The sequence below is a fragment of the Streptomyces sp. SD31 genome, assembly GCF_052068475.1.
Lineage (GTDB): Bacteria > Actinomycetota > Actinomycetes > Streptomycetales > Streptomycetaceae > Streptomyces.
In genome coordinates, this window is sequence record NZ_JBQHCX010000020.1 from 170544 (window position 1) to 189912 (window position 19369).

The following is a 19369-nucleotide window of genomic DNA, read 5'->3' on the forward strand; positions in this document are numbered from 1 at the left end:
TTCGCGTACGACGAAGACGACCGACTCTTCGCGTACGACGAAGGGGGCGCCCGGCAGGAACCGGGCGCCCCCTTTCTCGTACGAGGGAGATCAGCGAGCCTTCGGCCCGCCCTTCGGCAGCTTCATGCCCTTGGGCATCGGGCCCTTTGGCAACGGCATGTTGCTCATCAAATCGCCCATGGCCTTCAGCCGGTCGTTGGTGGCGGTCACCTGGGGGCCGGTCAGCACGCGGGGCAGCTTCAGCATGGTGGTCCGCAGCTTCTTCAGCCCGACCTGGCCCTCACCGGCGCCGACGATCAGATCGTGCACCGGCACGTCCGCGACGATGCGGTTCATCTTCTTCTTCTCCGCGGCCAGCAGGCTCTTCACCCGGTTCGGGTTGCCCTCGGCGACCAGCACGATGCCGGCCTTGCCGACGGCCCGGTGCACCACGTCCTGGCTGCGGTTCATCGCCACCGCGGGTGTCGTCGTCCAGCCCCGGCCGATGTTGTCCAGCACGGCCGCGGCTGCGCCCGGCTGGCCCTCCATCTGGCCGAAGGCCGCCCGCTCGGCCCGGCGCCCGAACACGATCGCCGTCGCGAGGAAGGCGAGCAGCAGGCCCAGGATGCCGAGATAGATGGGGTGACCGATCAAGAAACCGATCGCGAGGAAGACACCGAAGGTGACGATTCCGACAGCCGCGAGTACAAGACCGATCTTCTTGTCGGCCCTGCGGGTCATCTTGTAGGTCAGAGCGATCTGCTTGAGTCGCCCGGGGTTCGCAGCGTCCGCTGCCGTGTCCTTCCTCGCCATGCCACGAAGTCTACGTGGCCCGGGAAGCGCCGACGACGGCAGTGTGCCCTGGGGGCGGCGGTGGATCAGGTGCGGACGATGGTGACCTGGTCCAGGACGCGCTGCGCCTCGACCCGGTCCTTGGCGCGACGGCGGTCCTCCAGCACGGAAGTCCAGGCGTTGCGGCGGGCGGTGCGCTGGCCGCTGCTCATGAGCAGCGACTCGACGGCACGCAGTGCAGTGGTGAACGACGGGATGGCGGTGGCGCGAACGGGCGCGGCCTGCATGGTGGAGGTCCCCCCTCGGGAATGGCGGCATTGGTGAGTGGTGCACGGGGTGTACAACCAGCGTCACTGATTGGTGTTACCAGGGCGTGACCGACCGGTCAAACACCAATGAAGCCTTAATACGCGCCCGGAAACACTTGACGCGGCCCTGGCGGGCCCCCTATCTGCGGGGACGCCCAGGACCGCGTCAATCGGTGACTACCGAGGGGTAGCTGCTTGTGCCCAGATTCACACGAGCCGAGTGGCACTCCGTGCCATCAGACGGCCTGCGAGGCGATGTAGGAACCCCGCTTCTCGACGGCCATCTGGTAGAGCCGCCCGGCCCGGTAGGAGGACCGGACGAGGGGGCCGGACATGACCCCGGAGAAGCCGATCTCCTCGGCCTCCTCCTTCAGCTCCACGAACTCCTGCGGCTTGACCCAGCGCTCCACGGGGTGGTGGCGGACGCTCGGGCGCAGGTACTGCGTGATGGTCACCAGCTCGCAGCCCGCCTCGTGCAGCTGCTGGAGCGCCTCGCTGATCTCCTCGCGGGTCTCGCCCATGCCGAGGATGAGGTTGGACTTGGTCACCAGACCGTAGTCGCGGGCCTCGGTGATGACCTTCAGCGAACGCTCGTACCGGAAGCCCGGCCGGATGCGCTTGAAGATCCGGGGCACCGTCTCGACGTTGTGCGCGAAGACCTCGGGGCGGGAGGCGAAGACCTCCTGGAGCAGCTCCGGTACGGCGTTGAAGTCCGGGGCGAGCAGTTCGACCTTGGTGCGGCCGGCCTCGCGCTCCGCCGTCTGCTGGTGGATCTGGCGGACCGTCTCGGCGTACAGCCAGGCGCCGCCGTCCGGGAGGTCGTCGCGGGCGACGCCGGTGATGGTGGCGTAGTTCAGGTCCATGGTGACCACGGACTCGCCGACGCGGCGCGGCTCGTCGCGGTCGAGCGCCTCGGGCTTGCCGGTGTCGATCTGGCAGAAGTCGCAGCGCCGGGTGCACTGGTCGCCGCCGATGAGGAAGGTCGCCTCACGGTCCTCCCAGCACTCGTAGATGTTGGGGCAGCCGGCTTCCTGGCAGACGGTGTGCAGGCCCTCGCTCTTCACGAGGTTCTGCATCTTCGTGTACTCGGGACCCATTTTCGCCCGCGTCTTGATCCACTCGGGCTTGCGCTCGATGGGGGTCTGGCTGTTGCGGACCTCCAGGCGCAGCATCTTGCGTCCGTCGGGTGAGACTGCGGACACGTCGGCTCCCTGTAGCTTCGATTCTTCGGCGTACACCAGGGTACGCCCGTGCGTTTTGCGCCCCCGGGCTGGGCAACCTTGCGGAACGCCGGTGCATTCCTGCGGGGGCCGCCTGCGGGGGCCTCGGATACTCAGCCCGTCCGGCGTTTGAGGACGAGGCCCGTTCAGGGCCGAAGCGGGGGTCTGGGGGCGGCAGCCCCCAGGGACGGGACGGGTAGGGGCGGCGGGGGCGAAGAACCCCGAGGTCCACCGCAGTGCTGGACGGGCTGAGTCAGGCAGCCGCGGTCTTCTCGATCTCCCGCGGTTTCAGGTCCGCGTTCTCCAGGACGTCCTTGAGATGCCGCTCGACGACCGGCAGCACCTCGTCGATCGTGATGTCCCGGCCGAGCTCGTTCGCCAGGGAGGCGACGCCCGCGTCCCGGATCCCGCAGGGGATGATCTTGTCGAACCACTTGTTGTCCGGGTTCACGTTCAGCGCGAAGCCGTGCATGGTCACACCCTTGGCCACCCGGATCCCGATCGCCGCGATCTTGCGGTCCTCGCGCCGCTGGCCGGCGTTGGAGGGGGCGTACTCGGGGCCGTTCAGACGCGGGTCGAACTCCTCGTCGGTGAGGCGGGGGTCGAAGTCCAGGGACAGGCCGCCGAGGGCCGGACGCTTCTCGACGGGGTCGCCGAGGACCCACACGCCGCTGCGCCCCTCGACCCGGGTGGTCTCCAGGCCGAACTCCGCGCACGTGCGGATCAGGGCCTCCTCCAGGCGCCGTACGTGCGCCACGACGTCCACCGGACGCGGCAGCTTCTGGATCGGGTAGCCGACCAGCTGGCCGGGGCCGTGCCAGGTGATCTTGCCGCCGCGGTCCACGTCGACGACCGGCGTGCCGTCCAGGGGCCGCTCGTTGTCCGCCGTGCGTCGCCCCGCCGTGTAGACCGGGGGGTGTTCGAGCAGCAGGACCGTGTCGGGGATCTCGTCCTCGAACCGCGCCGCGTGCACCCGGCGCTGCTCGTCCCACGCCTCCTGGTACTCGACGGCGTCCGCACCGAATCCCATGCGGACGAACCGCAATTCACTCACGGCCAGCCTCCTTGGAAGCCCTCGAAGGTCGTAAGGCACAAAGCGTGCCCACGCCACTGTACGACCGGCCCGTTCGGGTGATGCCTCCCGGCCCCGCGTCAGCCCGGTACGGCAATCCTCACACGATCGGATGAATGGGTGGGGAAATGTGCGATCGGCTGCTTACTCTCCGCTACATTCGCGCCGTTCGAGACGCCAAAAGGGCAGCTCACCGGCAATCCGGGCACTCGGCGGCCGAACTCGCCCGCGAGGCCCGAAAGGCAGGAGACCGCACCGCAGATGACGGAACGACCCGCGCAGCGCACTCCCAACCGCCAGCTCGCCGCGCTCATCGCAGAAGCGGGATTCTCCAACGCGGGTCTCGCCCGCCGGGTGGACCAGCTCGGCCTCGAACACGGGCTTGATCTCAGATACGACAAGACATCGGTCACACGCTGGCTGCGCGGACAGCAGCCGCGCGGCACGACCCCCGCCCTCATCGCCGAGGTCTTCACCCGCCGCCTCGGCCGTCGGCTCTCCGCGCAGGACCTCGGCCTCGACGCCTGCGCGCCCGTGTACGCGGGGCTGGAGTTCGCCGCGACCCCCGAGGAGGCCGTCGACATCGTCAGCGGCCTGTGGCGCAAGGACTCCGGCAGCCATGCCGAGCTCCGCAAGATCGCCTTCACCCCGGCCGGCCTCGTCGTGCCCAGCCGGGACTGGCTGATCGGCCGCGCCGACGAGAAGGTGGCCCGCGGTGAGCCGATCGCCCGCATCCCCGTCCAGGGCCGTCCCGCCGTACCCCGCCAGCGCGGCCAGGCGGAGCGCGGTCCCGGCCAGAAGGTCACCGGCGGCGACATCGCCGCGCTGCGGTCGGTGGGCGAGCTGTTCCGCTCGCTCGACGACATGTACGGCGGCGGCCACGCCCGGCAGGCGCTCGTGCGCTACCTGGAGCACGAGTGCGAGCCGATGCTCCGCGGCACCTACGGCGAGCAGACCGGCCGCAAGCTGTTCGCCGCCGCCGCGGACCTCACCAGGCTCGCGGGCTGGACGTCGTACGACATCGCGGCGCACGGGCTCGCGCAGCGCTACTTCGTGCAGTCGCTGCGCCTCGCGCAGGCGGCCGGGGACCGGGCGTACGGCTCCTACGTCCTGGTCACCATGAGCCGTCAGGCCGTCTACCTCGGGCACGGCCGCGAGGCCGTCCAGCTCGCGCGCGTCGCCCAGCAGGGCGTGGGGACCAGCGCACCGCCGGTCGTCCAAGCCCTGCTGCACGCGTGCGAGGCGCGCGGGCACGGCGTACTGGGTGAGGTGCGCGCCTGTACGGCCTCCCTGGTGCGGGCCGAGCGCGCCCTCGAAGCGGCTCGCCCCGGCGATGACGTCCCGTACTGGGCACGGTTCTTCGACGAGGCGCAGCTCGCCGACGAGTTCGGGCACTGCCACCGGGATCTGCAGCAGTTCCGGGCGGCGGCGCAGCATGCGGAGCGGTCGCTGCAGTTGCGCTCCGCTGCGTATGCCCGTAGTCGACTGTTCTGCCGGGTTGTTCTCGCCTCCGCCCGGCTCGGTCTGGGTGAGCTCGACCAAGCCTGTGCGCTCGGCGCGGAGGCCGCGGGCGCCGCCGCGGAGATGCGGTCCGTGCGGGCGATCGAGTACGTCAAGGACTTCGAGCGGAGGTTGGAGCCGTATCGGGATGCGGCGCCGGTGCGGGGGTATCGGGACAAGGTGGCGGCGTTGCTGTAGGAGGTATCGCCGTAACTCCGACCGGCTGCATCCCACTGCGGCTTCGCTGTGGCTCGTCGCGCCCACGCGGCGGAGCCGCATATCGATACAGCCCCGCGCCCCTTTCGGGGCGCGGGTGTGCCGTCGGCTCAGGCGGCTGCCCTTAACGGCTCTGCCCTGTGCAGCGACCCTGCCGCTCCCAGGTCCGTGAGGATCGCCGCCGTCGCCCGGTGGGCCGAGTGGAGGGCGCCCTGGACCGTGCTGGTGTCGCGGTGGTCGCCGCAGACATACAGGCCCGCCAGGAGGCGTACCGGGCGGCGCAGGTCGTGGGGTGGGCGCATCGCCGGGACGGCCTCGGGGGTGTGGTGCACGGCGAGGGTCTCCCAGCGTGCCGTGGAGGTGCCGTAGAGGCGGGCCAGGTGCATCCGTACGGCCGTGTCGATGTCGGGCGGCGGTGTGCCCAGGACCGTCGAGGAGATGAGCGCCCGGCCCGCGGGCGCGCGGGACGGGTCGACCTGGCTGGTCACCGCCGTGTGCGCGACCGGGCCGCCGCGGTCGGCGTCGAGCAGGAGCGAGGCGCCGGTCGTCGGCGGTTCGTCGGTGGTGTGGTGGACGACCGTCACGGGGTGGAAGTCCGGTACGCGCAGGCCCGGCAGCAGCTCGGCGGCGGTCCGCGCGTCCGTCGCCAGCAGGACGGCCCGGCACCGTATCTCGCCGTGCTCCGCGGTGGTCACCGACGTCGTCGCGACCGAGGTGACCCGCACGCCGGTGTGCACGGTGCCCGGCGGCAGCGTCCGCGCGAGCAGCTCCGGCAGTGCCTCGGCGCCGCCCTCGGGCACGCACAGGCGCCCGCTCGCGAAGGCGCGCAGCGCGAGATCCGCACACCGGCTGGACGTCGTCAGCTCCGGGTCGCACAGCAGCGCGGCGAGCAGGGGGCGCAGAAAGCCGTCGATGGTTCGCGCGGGGACGCCCCGTGCCGCGAGGGCCTGCGCGGCCGGCAACTCGGGGCGGGCCAGCAGCCGTTCGACGGGTGAGGCGGCGAGGCGGGCCAGCGCGGCACCCAGCCGGGCCTGGTCGACGGCGGTCCCCAGCGGAGCACTCGCGCGTCCCCTCGGAGGGGACGTCTGGCCCGCGACGCCCCGCGCGGACGCCGCCCGAGGGGCGCTCGCCAAGGCGCGCACCGCGTGCAGTGCGCCCCTCGCGCGCCGGGCGCTCATCGGCCTTGCCCACGCGCCCGCGCGGTGCCGGCGGCCGTCGCTGTGCAGCAGTACGCCCGGCGCGAAGGGGCGCAGCGCGAGCGTGTCGAGTGACGGGGGCAGACGTAGGTCGGGATATGCCGTCGAGGGGGCTGTCAGGAGCTGGCCGATCCGGTCGAGCCGGAACCCGTCGATTTTCTCGGTCGACATGCGGCCGCCCGGGTAAGGGGCGGCCTCCAGGACCGCGGTCGTTACTCCTGCGCTGGTCAGTCGATGCGCCGCGGAGAGGCCGGCGACCCCGGCTCCCACGATGACGACGTCCGCCTGGTACGCGGGCTCAAGCACGTGCCCCTCCTCGAGGTTGCGCGGCCGGTGGAGACGTCATGCCCCCAACCGGCTCCGGGGATACCCGAGTTCGGGACGAGGTTAGGGCGCCGATCGGTCAGAAACAGTCGCGCATGGGCAGAGCACGGTCGCACGGTGGTCGCATACGGACGCCCGCCCCTGGTCGTCTTTCCGTCTCTCTCGTCTTCCTCCGTCTTTTGCTCCGCTCCGGGATGTCCTTCACCCGGCGGCAGCCCGGATCGCCCCCTCGATGTCCGGAAACGCGAAGGTGAAGCCCGACTCCAGCAAGCGCGTCGGCAACACCCGCTGGCTGCCCAGCACATCCCCGGCCATCTCACCGAGCACGGCCCGCAGTACGGGCGCGGGGACCGCGAAGAGCGTCGGCCGGTGCAGCACCCGCCCCATGACCTCGGTGATCTCACGGTTCGTCAGTGGCTGCGGCGCGGTCACATTGAACGGCCCGGAGAGGTCCTCCCGGTCGATCAGATGCCGGATGGCGGCCACCTCGTCGTGCAGCGAGACGAACGACCAGTACTGCCGACCGTCCCCCATGCGCCCACCGAGCCCGGCCTTGAACAGCGGGAACAGCCGCCCCCAGGCCCCGCCCTTGCGGGCCACCACCAGCCCCGTGCGCGGGAACACCGTCCGCACACCGGCCTCCCGCGCGGCCGCCGCGGCGCCCTCCCACTCCATGACCAGCGAAGGCAGGAAGCCCTGGCCGGGCGGGGCGCTCTCGTCGACCTCCCGCTCGCCGGTCTCGCCGTAGTAGCCGATCGCGCTGCCGTTCACAAAGACCCGCGGCGGCTGCTCCAACGACGCCATCGCCTCGGCCAGCGTCGCCGTGCCCAGCACCCGGCCGCTCCGGAGCTTCGCCTTGTACGCCTCCGTCCAGCGGCGCGAACCCACGTTCGCCCCGGCCAGATTGACCACCGCGTCGCACCCGGCGAGCCCGGCCGTGTCCACGTACTTCGCCTCCGGATCCCAGCGCACCTCGTCCTCGGACCTGGGTGCGTGGCGCACCAGCCGCACCACCTCGTGGCCGTCCGCGACCAGGGACCGCACCAGGGCGCCGCCGATCAGGCCGGAGGAGCCGGCCACCGCAATTCTTGAAAGTTGCATGACTTCATCCTGCCTTTGACCACATGCTGCATTTTCCCGGGGTAACCCCCGGACCCCCAGCCCGGTCGGATTCCCGCGCTCCGGTCATAGGGTGGCGCTCATGCCCGAGCCTCACCAGTCGCCGTTCATACGCGCCGCCCTGCTCGACGACGAGGAGGAGCTCTCCCTCCTCGACCGTGCCACGTGGTCACTCCTGCACGAGGTCATGCCGAAGCAGCAGCCGCCGTACGGGCCGTTCTTCGACGAGCGCCACGCCGCCGACGACTGCCTGGTCGCCGAGCTCGGCCGCCGCATCGTGGGCTATATCCGCCTGGGCTTTCCGACCCGGCTCGCCGCCAACGCGCACGTACGGCAGATCCAGGGCCTCGCCGTCGCCGACGAGGCCCGTGGCCGGGGCGTCGGCCGGGCGCTGGTCCGCGGGGCCGTCGAGGAGGCCCGCCGTAGGGGAGCCCGCCGTATCACGCTGCGCGTCCTCGGCCACAACACACCTGCCCGCAAGCTGTACGAGTCCGAGGGGTTCGTGGTGGAGGGGGTGCTGCCCGGGGAGTTCTTCCTGGGCGGGGAGTACGTGGACGACGTGCTGATGGGGCGGGGTCTGTGACGGCGCCCGCTCGTCGTTTGCCTCGCGAGTCCGCACGGCGGGCGGCGTTCACGACGTGACGAGGTCCCCCGTGTCGACCGGGGCCGTCGCGTTCGCGGCGCGCTTCGCGTCGGAGGCGACCTCGGCGGCCGTCAGGACGTAGCCGGTCTCGTCGTCGGAGGTGGAACGGGCGAAGACGACGCCGAACACCTTGCCGTCGGTGGTCAGCAGCGGGCCGCCGGAGTTGCCGGGGCGGACGGTGGAGCGGATGGAGTAGATCTCGCGGGTGACGGTCTCGTCGTTGTAGATGTTCTGGCCGGTCGCCTGCACCCGGTTCGCGACCGTGGCCGCCTGGAGATTCAGGTCGCCGTCCTCCGGATAGCCCGCCACGACCGCCGAGTCGCCGCGGGTGGCGTCGTCGTCGAACCGCAGGACCGGGGCGCGCAGATCGGGGACGTACAGCACGGCCACGTCCCGCTCCGGGTCGAAGAGCACCACCCGGGACTCGTACGACCGCCCGACGCCGCCGACCCGGACGCTCGGCTCGTCGATGCCGGCCACCACATGGGCGTTGGTCATCACGTGCTGCGGGGCGTAGACGAAGCCGCTGCCCTCGCGGCCCTGGGTGCCCGAGACGCCCTCGATCTTGACGGTGCTGAGCTTGGCGGCGTTCGTGGCGGCGGCGGTGACGCTGTCGCCGGTGGGCTTGGCGACCTCGGCGGTCGACTCGTTCTCGAACGGGTTGAAGACCTGCGGGAAGCCGGCCTGGGTGAGCGCGGAGGTGGCCCGTGAGAACCAGGCGGGTGTGGTCTCCGGCATCGCGTCCTGAACGGTCCCGAGCAGCCGGGAGTCCCGGATCGCGGACGAGAGCAGCGGGGAGGAGGACGCGGCGAGGACGCTTGCCGCCACCCACGCCACGATCAGCACGGCCACCGAGTTGGCCACGGCTCCGCCGACGCCGTCGGCCACTCTGAGCGGCCCGCGGTCCAGCTCCCGGCGCAGCCGCAGCGCCAGCCGGCCCGCCAGCTCGTGCACCACCACCGCCGGGACCAGCACCGTGAGCACCGCGGTCACGGTCGCCTGTGTCGTACCCGGCGTGACCAGGTCCATCATCCACGGCAGGATCCATACCCCGATCACCGCGCCGCCGATGAAACCGGCCAGCGAAACGCAGCCGGCCACCAGTCCACGCCGGTAGCCGGATGCCGCGTAGGCCAGGATCACCAGCAACAGCAAGATGTCGAGCAGGTCCACGGAGCCGCCTTTCTCTCGGACCCCTTAGTACGCGCGCGAGGCGCCTGTTGATCAGCACACGCACGCGTACTGATCGGAACCGGCCACCCTGCGTGCACCTGGAGAAACGCCCCGGACCGGGACGATGGTTCCACCGGGTGGCACACCCCACATCGCGGGCGGACCGGATCCGTCGGACAGTAGGACCATGCGTGTCTTCCGACGGGTCACCCAACGGGTCTTCCGACGAACGCGGGGGAGACGAAGGCCTCGTGCCGTACGAATACCTTGGGCTGCGCGGATATCGGGGGTGGCGCGGGAGGGGGGTGGGGCTGCGTGTGGGTCCGGTGCGGGGCGGGGGGAACGGACTGCGGGTGGGTCAGGTGGGGGGCGGGGTGGACGCGCCGCGGATGGCTCCGGATCGGAGCGTGAGCCGGGGGCGCGGAAGGCCTCAGGAGCGTGGGCGGGAGGGGGTACGGCGGGAGGGGGTACGGGAGCGCCGGGGCCCTGGCGCCGGGCGCAGGCCGGGCGAGCTGCGGATGTGGGGCGGGCCGCCGATGCCGGGCGGACGTCGGTGGGTGGGGGAGCGGCGGATGTCCGGGGGCCGACGCCGGATTCGGGAGCTTCGCTCGGTGCTTCGCACAGGTCGCCGGGTGGGCGAGATGAGCCGGGGGCGCGGGAGAAGTCGGAGGCGTGGGCAGGGCAGGTCGGGCGAGAGGTGTCGTCCGGACACGAAGAGCTGGTCGAGGGGGAGCAACTGGGTGGCCGGGCCCAGTGGGACGGGCGGGAGCAGCCGGTCGTACGTGATGAACCCGTCGTGCGGGAGCAACCGGCCGGGCGAGAGGTGTCGTCCGGGCAGGAACAACTGGCCGAGTCGGAGCATCCGAGTGGGCAGGAACAGTTGGCTGGGCGGGAGCGGTCGGTCGTGCGAGAAGGGGCGGTCGGGCAGCAAGGGCCGGCTCTGCGAGAAGGGCCCGTCGTGGGGGAGGAGTTGGCTGGGCGTGAGCAGCCAGCCGTGCGAGAAGAGCCGGTCGGGTCGGAGCGGCGGGATGGGCCGGTGCCCGGTGCCGCGCGGCACCGGGCACGACGCGTGCAGCGCCCTCGAACCTTGTGGCAGGCCCGGGCCGGACGGCGGTCGGGAACCGCACAGCACACCCGAGCCCGGCGTCACCCCCGAGGCTGGCGGCAGCTCCAAGCCGGGCGGCAACCGAGGGACAGGCTGCAGTCCCGAGACCGGCTGCGGGCTCCTGCTGGTCAGCGACCGCGAGCCCGGTTGTGGCGTTCTGCCGGTCAGCGACCTCGGATCCGGTTGTGGTCTTCTGCCGGTCAGCGACCCGGAACCCGGCCGTGGCTCTCTGCCGGCCAGCAACCCCGAACCCGGCCGTGGCCCTCGGTCGCGCAGTGGTGCCGAGACCTGCTGTGGCTCCATGGCGGGGGGCCGTCCCGAGGCACGCCGCAGTCGCCTGTCGGGCGGCGTGTACCGCCCGTCGTGCTCGTGCTCCTCGGCTGTCTTCCCGGGCTCGCCGCCGTCCTCGCGCTGGCGCTGTGCGCGAGCGGGGTCGAGCGGAGTGTCGCGGCGTCCGGGCGGCAGGCCGTGGCGCGTCACGCCGCCCCGCACAAGGCGGCCCGGCCGCACATCGTGCCGAGGTCGGTCTGGCTGGACGGCGACACCCGGCACGCCCAGCCGCCCCCGCGCTACGACGACAGGGTCGTCGCCGTGTTCGTCCACCACACCGACTCGCCCAACGGCTACGACTGCGCCGACACCCCCCGCATCATCCGCTACCTGTACGCGGGCCAGACCGGTTCCCGAGACTGGGACGACATCGGCTACAACTTCCTCGTCGACCGCTGCGGCACCATCTACGAGGGCCGCGCGGGCGGCGTCGACCGCCCCGTCACCGGCGCCCACACCCAGGGCTTCAACCACCGCACCGCCGGCATCGCCGCCCTCGGCACCTTCACGGCGGGCGTCCCCGTGCCGAAGAAGATGACCGACGCGATCGCCGCCCTGGCGGCCTGGAAACTGGGGCTGTCCGACACCGACCCGCGCGCGAGGGTCCGCCTGACCTCCAGCAACAGCCACAGCCGCTACGCCGCCGGCACCAGCACGACGCTCCCCGCCCTGGCCGGCCACAGGGACGGTTACATGACCAGTTGCCCGGGCGCGGCGCTCAGCGCCCTCCTCCCCGAGATCAGGGAGACGGCGGCCCGCATGCAGGGCAGACGCTGATCCGCGCGCTCCCACCCCATCGCCCGCCACTGCCCGCCACCGACTCACCAGCCGCACATCAGCCACCGACAGGCCGCCCCCGGCCCACCGCACGGCCAACCGACGAACCGCCCGCCCCCATGCCATCCCCCAACCGTCACCGCCGCCCGAGATAAACCCCCAACGCCCGCTGCAGCACCCTCCCCTGGCTCCCCACCGGCAGCTCCCACTCCCCGAGGTACTCCACGGCCCGGCCGCCCGTGCCCGTCTTGAAGTGGAGGCGGCCGAGGAGGCGGTCCTCGGTGAGGGCGGGGGTGATGGAGCGCAGGTCGTACGTCTCGGCGCCCGCCGCCCGGGCGTCACCCAGCATGCGCCACAACAGCGCGCTGCTGGGCCGCAGTTGGCGCCCGCGGCGGCCGGACGCGGCGTACGAGTGCCAGGCCCGGGAGCCCACGTTGATCATCAGGGCTGCGGAGAGCACCTCGTCGTCGTACTCGGCGAGGTAGAGCCGCAGCCGGTCGTCGTCCTCGGCGTTCAGGGCCTTCCACATGCGCCGGAAGTAGTCCAGCGGGCGGGCCTTGAAGCCGTCGTGGGCGGCGGTCGCGGTGTACAGGCGGTGGAATTCGGGCAGGTCGGCCGCCGAGCCCCAGGAGACCCGGACGCCCGCCGCCTCGGCCGTACGCAGGGCCTGCTCCCAGTGCGGTGCGAGGGCGCCGCGCAGATCGTCCACCGAGCGCCCCGCCAACGGGATCTCACAGCCGTAGCGCGGCTGGCCGAGGCCGAAACCGCTCCCGTCGTCCTCCTCGCACCGCCGCCACCCCAGTCGGCGCAGCCGCTCCGCGACGTCGAGCGCGTATCCGTCGATGCCGGCCGCCGGCAGATCGTGCAGATGCCGTACGTCGGGGTCGGCGATGCCGGCCGCCACGGTGGCCGCGTCCCAGTGGCGTACGACGAGGGGCGGGCCGATCCGGACCGAGAACGCCCCGATCCGCTTCACATGGGCGACGAGCGGGTCCAGCCACCGCTCCAGGCGCGGAGTGCGCCAGTCGATCGCGGGACCGTCGGGGAGGTAGGCGAGGTAGCGCCGGGTCCCGGGCAGCGGCCGGTACAGGACCAGCGCCGCCGCGACCATCTCCCCGTCCTCGAACCAGCCGACGCTCTCCGGCAGCCAGTCGGGCTTCACATCGCCCCACTCGGGGATCTGCAGGTGGCTCGCGTCGGGATATCGTCGCAGATGGGCGAGATGCTCCGCGCGCGGTATCTCCCGCACGAACAGGCTGGTCATGGGCTGGGTGCTCCAGGTCGGGGCGGCCACCCTAAGCCGGAGATCACGGAACCGGTCAAGAGACGTGGCGTGAACCTTCCCGACCCGCCCGGTGACGTCGGTCACCAGGCCAGAACGCCTCACAGGTTTCTCGTAGCCGACTCACGTATCACCCCGAGACTGCCTCCCTATCGTCATGCACACGCACGGACCGGAGGTGGAGATCATGAGCAACACATCCCGTCGGACCTGAGCCGCAGGCGGGCCGTCGCCTGAAGTGCCTGAAGCGCCTGAAGCGCCTGAAGCGCCTGAAGCGGCCGAAGCCACTGAAGCGCCCGAAGCACCTGAGGTTCCGTCTCAGTCTTGAACTCAGTCCTTGAACCGCTCCCACAACCTGGGATACCGCTCCGCCAGCGCCCGCTCGTTCTCGAAGTCGACCGGCGCGCCCTTCGGTTCCGAGGGCGCGGGGGCGATGCCGAGGTCGGGGGCGACGGTGCCGGTGAGCTGTTCGTAGGCCTCGTCCGCGGCGTAGCCGAGTTCCTCGCCGTCGCCGTCGAACTCCTCGTCGAAGTCGCCCAGCAGGTCGGCGAGCGAGTCGGGCTCGTGCACACCGCCCTCGTACACCTCGCGGCCCTGACCGATCAGCCAGCACCGGAAGAAGTCGAACGCGTCGTCGCTGGCCCCGTCCAGCAGGACCCAGGCGGCGCCCCACAGGTCCCACGTGTACGCGCGGTTGTAGCGGGCCTCGAAGTGACGGGCGAAGTCCAGGACCATCTCGGGGTCCAGTTGGAGCAGCTTGTCCACGAGCAGGTCGGCCTGCTCCTCGGGGTCGCCCTCGGCGGCCTCGCGGGCTGCGTCGATCAGCTCCCAGAACTCCGTCTCGTCCATCACGGGTCAAGCATCGGCCCTGTGCGGGTGGGGCGCACGTGGAGTGCGACGGATTGTTATCGTCTCGCGGACCTACCTCTCAAGAGCGGTCATGAACGGTACAGCGCGGCCAGCCGTACCGCGTCGCTCGCGAACCGCTCCCGCAGCGCCTCCGGCGCGAGCACCTCGACCTCCGGGCCGAGCGACGCGAGCTGGGTGTGGGCGACCTCCTCGGATTCCACCGGGAGGGTCAGCGTCACCCACCCGTCCCCGTCCGGGGCGCCCGCCGCCTCCAGCGCCTCCCGCGCGGACTGCGGATCGACGGCGTACGGCAGTCCGCGCACCCCGCCCGGGGACACCCGCACCACGACCTCGGCCCGCAGAATGGACCGCGCGAACTGCTCCGCCCGCTCGTCCCAGAAGCCCGGCAGATCGAACCCCTCGTCCCGCTCGAACCGCTCGTCACCGGCGTCCACGGCGGTGAACCGGTCGATGCGGTACACCCGGTACGACCCGTGCTCCGCCGCCACGCGGGCGCACAGGTACCAGACCCCCGCCTTCAGCACGAGGCCGTACGGCTCCAACTCCCGCTCGACCTCGGCCTCCCCGCGCCGGTACCGGGCGACGATCCGCCGGTCGTCCCACACCGCTTCCGCGACGGCCGGCAGCAGCTCGGGTGTCCTCGGCTCCCTGAACCAGTTCGGGGCGTCGAGATGGAACCGCTGGGCGGCGGTCCGGGAGGCGTCGCGCAGGGAGGGCATGAGGGCTGCCGACACCTTCAGCCGGGCGGCGGAGGCGGCGTCCTCCAACCCCATCTCGCGCAGTGCCCCCGGCACCCCGGACAGGAACAACGCCTCGGCCTCACTCCGCGCGAGCCCCGTCAGCCGCGTCCGATAGCCGCCGATCAGCCGGTACCCCCCGGCCCGCCCCCGATCGGCGTACACCGGAACGCCCGCCTCCGACAGCGCCTGCGCATCCCGCGTGACCGTCCGCTCGGACACCTCCAGCTCCCGCGCCAGCTCGGCGGCGGTCATGGAGGGCCGGGACTGGAGCAACAGCACCATCTTGATCAGCCGGGCAGCACGCATACGGCCATGATGCCGGGGGCCACTGACAACGCCCCCAACAACAACGAAGGGGTACGGCAGCCGCCGTACCCCTTCACTGGCCGTCAGCCCTTACAGGCCGTACTTCTCCCGCGCTTCCTTCACCGCAGTCGCCTTGACCTCGCCCCGCTTCGCGAGCTGGGCCAGGGCCGCGACGACGATCGACGGGGCGTCGACGCCGAAGTGGCGGCGGGCCGCCTCGCGGGTGTCGGAGAGGCCGAAGCCGTCCGCGCCCAGCGAGGAGTAGTCCTGCTCGACCCACTGCGCGATCTGGTCGGGGACCTGGCGCATGTAGTCGGAGACCGCCAGCACCGGGCCCTCGGCACCCTGGAGCGCCTGACGGACGTACGGCACCCGCTCCTCGCCGCGCAGCAGGGCCGCGTCGGCCTCCAGCGCGTCACGGCGGAGTTCCGTCCAGGAGGTCGCGGACCATACGTCGGCCGCCACGCCCCACTCCTCGGCGAGCAGCTTCTGCGCCTGAAGCACCCAGTGGATCGCGGTGCCGGAGCCGAGGAGCTGGATGCGCGGGGCGTTGGCCACCGGCGACAGCTCGGCCGACTCCGCCGTGTTGAAGCGGTACAGGCCCTTGATGATGCCCTCGTCGATGCCGAGGCCCTGCGGCTTGGCGGGCTGCGGCAGCGGCTCGTTGTAGACGGTGAGGTAGTAGAAGACGTTCGGGTCCTCACCCGGCGCGGCCTCGCCGTACATGCGGCGCAGTCCGTCCTTGACGATCGTCGCGACCTCGTACGCGAACGCCGGGTCGTACGTCAGCGCCGCCGGGTTCGTCGCCGCGATGACGGGGGAGTGGCCGTCGGCGTGCTGCAGGCCCTCGCCCGTCAGCGTCGTACGGCCCGCCGTCGCGCCGATGAGGAAGCCGCGGCCGAGCTGGTCGCCGAGCTGCCACATCTGGTCGGCCGTGCGCTGCCAGCCGAACATCGAGTAGAAGATGTAGAACGGGATCATCGCTTCGCCGTGCGTGGAGTACGCGGTGGACGCGGCGATGAAGTCGGCCATCGAACCAGCCTCGGTGATCCCCTCGTTGAGGATCTGGCCGTTCTTGGCCTCCTTGTAGTACATCAGCTGGTCGCGGTCGACCGGCTCGTACGTCTGGCCCTTGGGGGAGTAGATCCCGAGGGAGGGGAAGAGGCTCTCCATGCCGAAGGTGCGCGCCTCGTCCGGCACGATCGGCACCCAGCGCTTGCCCGTCTCCTTGTCGCGGACCAGGTCCTTGATGAGGCGGACGAAGGCCATGGTGGTGGCCACATTCTGGGAGCCGGAGCCCTTGTCGAACGAGGCGAACGCCTTCTCCGCCGGGGCCGGCAGCGGGGCCACCGGGTGCACACGGCGGGCCGGGGCCGGGCCGCCGAGGGCCGCGCGGCGCTCCTGGAGGTAGCGGACCTCGGGGGAGTCGGCGCCGGGGTGGCCGTAGGGGACGACCCCGTCGACGAAGTCGCTGTCCTTGATCGGCAGGTCGAGCAGGTCGCGCATCGCCTTGAACTCGTCCACCGTCAGCTTCTTCATCTGGTGGTTGGCGTTCTTCGACGCGAAGCCCTCGCCGAGGGTGAAGCCCTTGACCGTCTGGGCCAGGATGACCGTCGGCGCGCCCTTGAACTCGACGGCGGCCTTGTAGGCGGCGTAGACCTTGCGCGCCTCGTGGCCACCGCGGGAGAGGTGGAAGCACTCCAGGATCTTGTCGTCGCTCAGCAGCTTCGCCATCTCGACGAGCGCCGGGTCCTTGCCGAAGAAGTCCTGGCGAATGTAGGCGGCGTCGCGGGTCTGGTACGTCTGCACCTGCGCGTCCGGTACCTCGCGCAGCCGTCGTACGAGCGCGCCCGTGGTGTCGAGCTGGAACAGCTCGTCCCACGCCGTACCCCACAGGGTCTTGACGACGTTCCAGCCGGCGCCGCGGAACTGGGCCTCCAGCTCCTGCACGATCTTGAAGTTGGCGCGGACCGGACCGTCGAGGCGCTGCAGGTTGCAGTTGATGACGAAGGTCAGGTTGTCCAGGCCCTCGCGGGAGGCCAGGGCGAGTGCCGCCGTGGACTCCGGCTCGTCCATCTCGCCGTCGCCGAGGAACGCCCACACGTGGGAGGCGGAGACGTCCTTGATGCCGCGGTTGGTGAGGTAGCGGTTGAAACGGGCCTGGTAGATGGCCGACAGCGGGCCGAGGCCCATGGACACCGTCGGGAACTCCCACAGCCAGGGCAGGCGGCGGGGGTGCGGGTACGACGGGAGTCCGTTGCCGCCGGCTTCCTGGCGGAAGTTGTCGAGGTGCGACTCGTTCAGCCGGCCGTCGAGGAAGGCGCGGGCGTAGATGCCGGGGGAGGCGTGGCCCTGGATGTACAGCTGGTCGCCGGAGCCGGCCGCTTCCCCGGAGTCCTTGCCCTTGAAGAAGTGGTTGAAGCCGGTCTCGTAGAGCCAGGCCGCGGAGGCGAAGGTGGCGATGTGGCCGCCGACGCCGTGTTTGCTGCCCCGGCTCACCATCGCGGCCGCGTTCCAGCGGTTCCACGCGGTGATACGGGACTCCATCGCCTCGTCACCGGGCACGGACGGCTCGGCGGCGGTCGGGATGGTGTTGACGTAGTCGGTCTCGAGAAGCTTGGGCAGCGCGATGCCGGTGCCCTCGGCACGCTCCAGCGTCCGGCGCATCAGGTACGCCGCACGGTGCGGCCCGGCCGCCTTGGCGACCGCGTCCAGCGAGGCCTGCCATTCGGCGGTCTCCTCCGGGTCCCGGTCCGGGAGCTGGTCGAGCGCGCTCGGCTGGATGGCGTTGGGGTCGGTCATGTCGCCGCCTTCCTCAGTCGAAGGGGTTCCCTCAATCGGTAAGGGTTCGGGGGTGCCCTTGGTCTTTGGCAGGACAGGGCTGGGGCTTGGGTGACAAGCCCGTCGGCGACTGTAACTCCCTGATCGATGATCGATCAAAGGGTGGAGGGCTAAAAAGTCTCGACATCGAGAAAGTTGGCATCCGGTGCCGGGGAAACAGGCACGCGGTGCCGCGTTTCCCCTGCTCACCTGAGTTCCGAGCGGCTAGCTTGGGCGGGTTGTGTCAGCTCATCGCCGCCTGCGGGGGCGTCCCGGTCTCCGTCCGGTCGGTGGCGGACTGCCGGCCCTGCTCGGTCTGGGCGCGTTCCCGCTCCATGCGTACGTGATCCTGCTGATGCCGTGCGGACTGCTCACGGGTGATCACCTCGGTGGCGGCGCCGACGGCGACCGCGACCGGCCATGCCATGGCTCCGGCGGCGGTCATCCCGCCGAGGATCCCGTAGAAGGCCAGCCTGCGTGGAGTCGGGAGGAGGGACGTGACGGTGGAGGCAGCCGTGGACGTGGCCTTGCGGGCGCCCGAGAACATGTCGCCCGGTGTCACGTACGGGATGGGAACCCGGGGGTGGGCGGTGTGCAGATGCACCACCTTGCCGCCGGTGTGCCTCTCCTCGTGGTGCTCCGGCTCGGCCTGGGTCCCGGTCTCGGACGGAGCCGGCTGTGGTGCTTGCTGTGCTTGCCGGGTCTGCGGCTCTGGGGAAGTCATAGCCGTCCTCCCCTGCTGGAAGGCATGGGTGGTTGGGTCCTTCCAGCCGCCTTCCATTGACGCGCGCGGCTAAACCTAAACCCGACGTGAACACCTAAACCTGTCCTGAACGGATAATTCGTCCAGGTTGCTTCGGTCGCCGGTCAGGCGTGCGCGGCCACCGGACGCATGCTCGGGCCGAACGCCTTCCAGAGCTGGATGGCCAGGCGCACCAGGAGGGCCTCGAGCAGGGCGACCGCCACGCTGGTCAGGATCGTGGTGAGGATGTGCGGCATGGTGAGCCGCCTTTCGTGTGGGTCGAGCTGGGTACGGCTCCTTTGTCCGGTCCGATGTCATCCGGCAGGCCGCACCTGAGTGTCCTGCGGGTGAACTTTCCCCAGCGTGTCGACGCCGCGCCGGGCCACGGCGGGCACCAGCACCGATCCCGCCGCCGACGCCGGCGCGATCGACCAGCCCCCGGGCCGAGCGGCCGGCTGCCGAAGAAGTGGCTGAGCCCCGGCACGGTCACGACCACGCCCAGCACGACCAGGGACCCGATCACGGCCGCGGCCACCACGGGATCACGGCCCGCGTACTGGAGCGTCTGGAACAACTGGGACGTCGCCAGGGCGACGGTGTCGGCGTACGCCCGGGTGCCGGTCGCCAGGGCGGCGATCCAGGCGACGGCGGCCGCCACTGTCGTCACCGCGGCGCGCAGCAGCCCAGCGTGCCGTTCACCTCGGCCCGGCTCACCCCCGGCACCCTGCGCAGCGTGGCCTCCGGCCGACGGGACGCGGCGGCCGTGCCGGGCCGTCCCAGTCGCTGGACCTCGATCTACCCCCGGAGGTCCGCCAGAGGCCGGGTGCACGAGGCCACAGCATCGGCTCGCTCACC

At 71.4% G+C, this 19369-nt stretch carries 16 protein-coding genes; 3 read left to right on the plus strand and 13 right to left on the minus strand.

Annotated features, from left to right (window positions below; genetic code table 11):
• Window positions 1-90: 90 nt before the first annotated feature.
• From ACTMVF_RS35470 to lipB, 4 genes are all read right to left on the minus strand, one after another.
• Window positions 91-792 (minus strand): DUF4191 domain-containing protein, encoded by a 702-nt coding sequence (locus ACTMVF_RS35470; RefSeq protein ID WP_302001265.1) that lies wholly within the window; start codon window positions 790-792, stop codon window positions 91-93.
• 65 nt (window positions 793-857) lie between these two features.
• Complete coding sequence (locus ACTMVF_RS35475) at window positions 858-1058, minus strand: SCO2195 family GlnR-regulated protein (RefSeq protein WP_441275164.1); 201 nt, start codon at window positions 1056-1058, stop codon at window positions 858-860.
• 257 nt (window positions 1059-1315) lie between these two features.
• The gene (gene lipA / locus ACTMVF_RS35480) at window positions 1316-2281 is read right to left on the minus strand and encodes a lipoyl synthase (protein WP_441275165.1); all 966 of its coding nucleotides are present in this window, start codon (window positions 2279-2281) and stop codon (window positions 1316-1318) included.
• A gap of 271 nt (window positions 2282-2552) precedes the next feature.
• A complete protein-coding gene (gene lipB, locus ACTMVF_RS35485) occupies window positions 2553-3353 on the minus strand; it encodes a lipoyl(octanoyl) transferase LipB (protein ID WP_441275166.1) in 801 nt (266 codons plus the stop codon).
• A 279-nt stretch (window positions 3354-3632) separates the two neighbouring features.
• Here lipB and ACTMVF_RS35490 point away from each other — a divergent pair, with 279 nt between their 5' ends.
• Window positions 3633-5069, plus strand: a complete 1437-nt coding sequence (locus tag ACTMVF_RS35490) for a regulator (RefSeq protein WP_441275167.1) — start codon at window positions 3633-3635, stop codon at window positions 5067-5069.
• Window positions 5070-5197: 128 nt separating this feature from the next.
• Here ACTMVF_RS35490 and ACTMVF_RS35495 read toward each other — a convergent pair whose 3' ends face one another.
• Both ACTMVF_RS35495 and ACTMVF_RS35500 read right to left on the minus strand, forming a co-directional pair.
• Complete coding sequence (locus ACTMVF_RS35495; RefSeq protein WP_441275168.1) at window positions 5198-6589, minus strand: NAD(P)/FAD-dependent oxidoreductase; 1392 nt, start codon at window positions 6587-6589, stop codon at window positions 5198-5200.
• A 219-nt stretch (window positions 6590-6808) separates the two neighbouring features.
• Window positions 6809-7708: a TIGR01777 family oxidoreductase gene (locus ACTMVF_RS35500; RefSeq protein ID WP_441275169.1), complete on the minus strand. Its 900-nt coding sequence runs from the start codon at window positions 7706-7708 to the stop codon at window positions 6809-6811.
• Window positions 7709-7808: 100 nt separating this feature from the next.
• Between ACTMVF_RS35500 and ACTMVF_RS35505 the strand changes: the two genes are divergently transcribed.
• Window positions 7809-8309 carry an N-acetyltransferase family protein gene (locus ACTMVF_RS35505; RefSeq protein WP_441275170.1) on the plus strand — a complete coding sequence of 167 codons (501 nt, stop codon included), beginning with the start codon at window positions 7809-7811 and terminating at the stop codon, window positions 8307-8309.
• A gap of 48 nt (window positions 8310-8357) precedes the next feature.
• On the opposite strand, the gene ACTMVF_RS35510 is transcribed toward ACTMVF_RS35505, so the two are convergent.
• Window positions 8358-9542, minus strand: a complete 1185-nt coding sequence (locus tag ACTMVF_RS35510; protein ID WP_441275171.1) for a MarP family serine protease — start codon at window positions 9540-9542, stop codon at window positions 8358-8360.
• Between the two features lie 1474 nt (window positions 9543-11016).
• Between ACTMVF_RS35510 and ACTMVF_RS35515 the strand changes: the two genes are divergently transcribed.
• Entirely contained in the window at window positions 11017-11754 is a 738-nt protein-coding gene (locus tag ACTMVF_RS35515; RefSeq protein WP_441275207.1) for a peptidoglycan recognition protein family protein, read from the plus strand.
• 136 nt (window positions 11755-11890) lie between these two features.
• Here the strand turns inward: ACTMVF_RS35515 and ACTMVF_RS35520 are convergent, their stop codons facing one another.
• The 6 genes from ACTMVF_RS35520 to ACTMVF_RS35545 form a co-directional block, all read right to left on the minus strand.
• Complete coding sequence (locus ACTMVF_RS35520; protein ID WP_441275172.1) at window positions 11891-13018, minus strand: lipid II:glycine glycyltransferase FemX; 1128 nt, start codon at window positions 13016-13018, stop codon at window positions 11891-11893.
• A gap of 348 nt (window positions 13019-13366) precedes the next feature.
• Window positions 13367-13885 (minus strand): DUF4240 domain-containing protein, encoded by a 519-nt coding sequence (locus ACTMVF_RS35525; RefSeq protein WP_441275208.1) that lies wholly within the window; start codon window positions 13883-13885, stop codon window positions 13367-13369.
• A gap of 89 nt (window positions 13886-13974) precedes the next feature.
• Window positions 13975-14952, minus strand: a complete 978-nt coding sequence (locus ACTMVF_RS35530; RefSeq protein ID WP_441275173.1) for a helix-turn-helix transcriptional regulator — start codon at window positions 14950-14952, stop codon at window positions 13975-13977.
• 90 nt (window positions 14953-15042) lie between these two features.
• Window positions 15043-17754 carry a pyruvate dehydrogenase (acetyl-transferring), homodimeric type gene (gene aceE / locus ACTMVF_RS35535; protein ID WP_441275174.1) on the minus strand — a complete coding sequence of 904 codons (2712 nt, stop codon included), beginning with the start codon at window positions 17752-17754 and terminating at the stop codon, window positions 15043-15045.
• Between the two features lie 262 nt (window positions 17755-18016).
• Window positions 18017-18496: a hypothetical protein gene (locus tag ACTMVF_RS35540; protein WP_441275175.1), complete on the minus strand. Its 480-nt coding sequence runs from the start codon at window positions 18494-18496 to the stop codon at window positions 18017-18019.
• Window positions 18497-18639: 143 nt separating this feature from the next.
• On the minus strand, window positions 18640-18771 hold the full coding sequence (locus ACTMVF_RS35545; RefSeq protein WP_441275176.1) for a hypothetical protein: 132 nt from the start codon (window positions 18769-18771) through the stop codon (window positions 18640-18642).
• Window positions 18772-19369: the final 598 nt, after the last annotated feature.

What these genes read in the sequence shown, in the direction of transcription:
- ACTMVF_RS35505 (WP_441275170.1), top strand. Translation starts at nt 7,809, where the DNA reads ATGCCCGAGCCTCACCAGTCGCCGTTCATACGCGCCGCCCTGCTCGAC.
- ACTMVF_RS35470 (WP_302001265.1), bottom strand. Translation starts at nt 792, where the DNA reads ATGGCGAGGAAGGACACGGCAGCGGACGCTGCGAACCCCGGGCGACTC.
- ACTMVF_RS35545 (WP_441275176.1), bottom strand. Translation starts at nt 18,771, where the DNA reads ATGCCGCACATCCTCACCACGATCCTGACCAGCGTGGCGGTCGCCCTG.
- ACTMVF_RS35525 (WP_441275208.1), bottom strand. Translation starts at nt 13,885, where the DNA reads ATGGACGAGACGGAGTTCTGGGAGCTGATCGACGCAGCCCGCGAGGCC.
- ACTMVF_RS35490 (WP_441275167.1), top strand. Translation starts at nt 3,633, where the DNA reads ATGACGGAACGACCCGCGCAGCGCACTCCCAACCGCCAGCTCGCCGCG.
- ACTMVF_RS35500 (WP_441275169.1), bottom strand. Translation starts at nt 7,708, where the DNA reads ATGCAACTTTCAAGAATTGCGGTGGCCGGCTCCTCCGGCCTGATCGGC.
- ACTMVF_RS35530 (WP_441275173.1), bottom strand. Translation starts at nt 14,952, where the DNA reads ATGCGTGCTGCCCGGCTGATCAAGATGGTGCTGTTGCTCCAGTCCCGG.
- ACTMVF_RS35520 (WP_441275172.1), bottom strand. Translation starts at nt 13,018, where the DNA reads ATGACCAGCCTGTTCGTGCGGGAGATACCGCGCGCGGAGCATCTCGCC.
- ACTMVF_RS35475 (WP_441275164.1), bottom strand. Translation starts at nt 1,058, where the DNA reads ATGCAGGCCGCGCCCGTTCGCGCCACCGCCATCCCGTCGTTCACCACT.
- aceE (WP_441275174.1), bottom strand. Translation starts at nt 17,754, where the DNA reads ATGACCGACCCCAACGCCATCCAGCCGAGCGCGCTCGACCAGCTCCCG.
- ACTMVF_RS35540 (WP_441275175.1), bottom strand. Translation starts at nt 18,496, where the DNA reads ATGACTTCCCCAGAGCCGCAGACCCGGCAAGCACAGCAAGCACCACAG.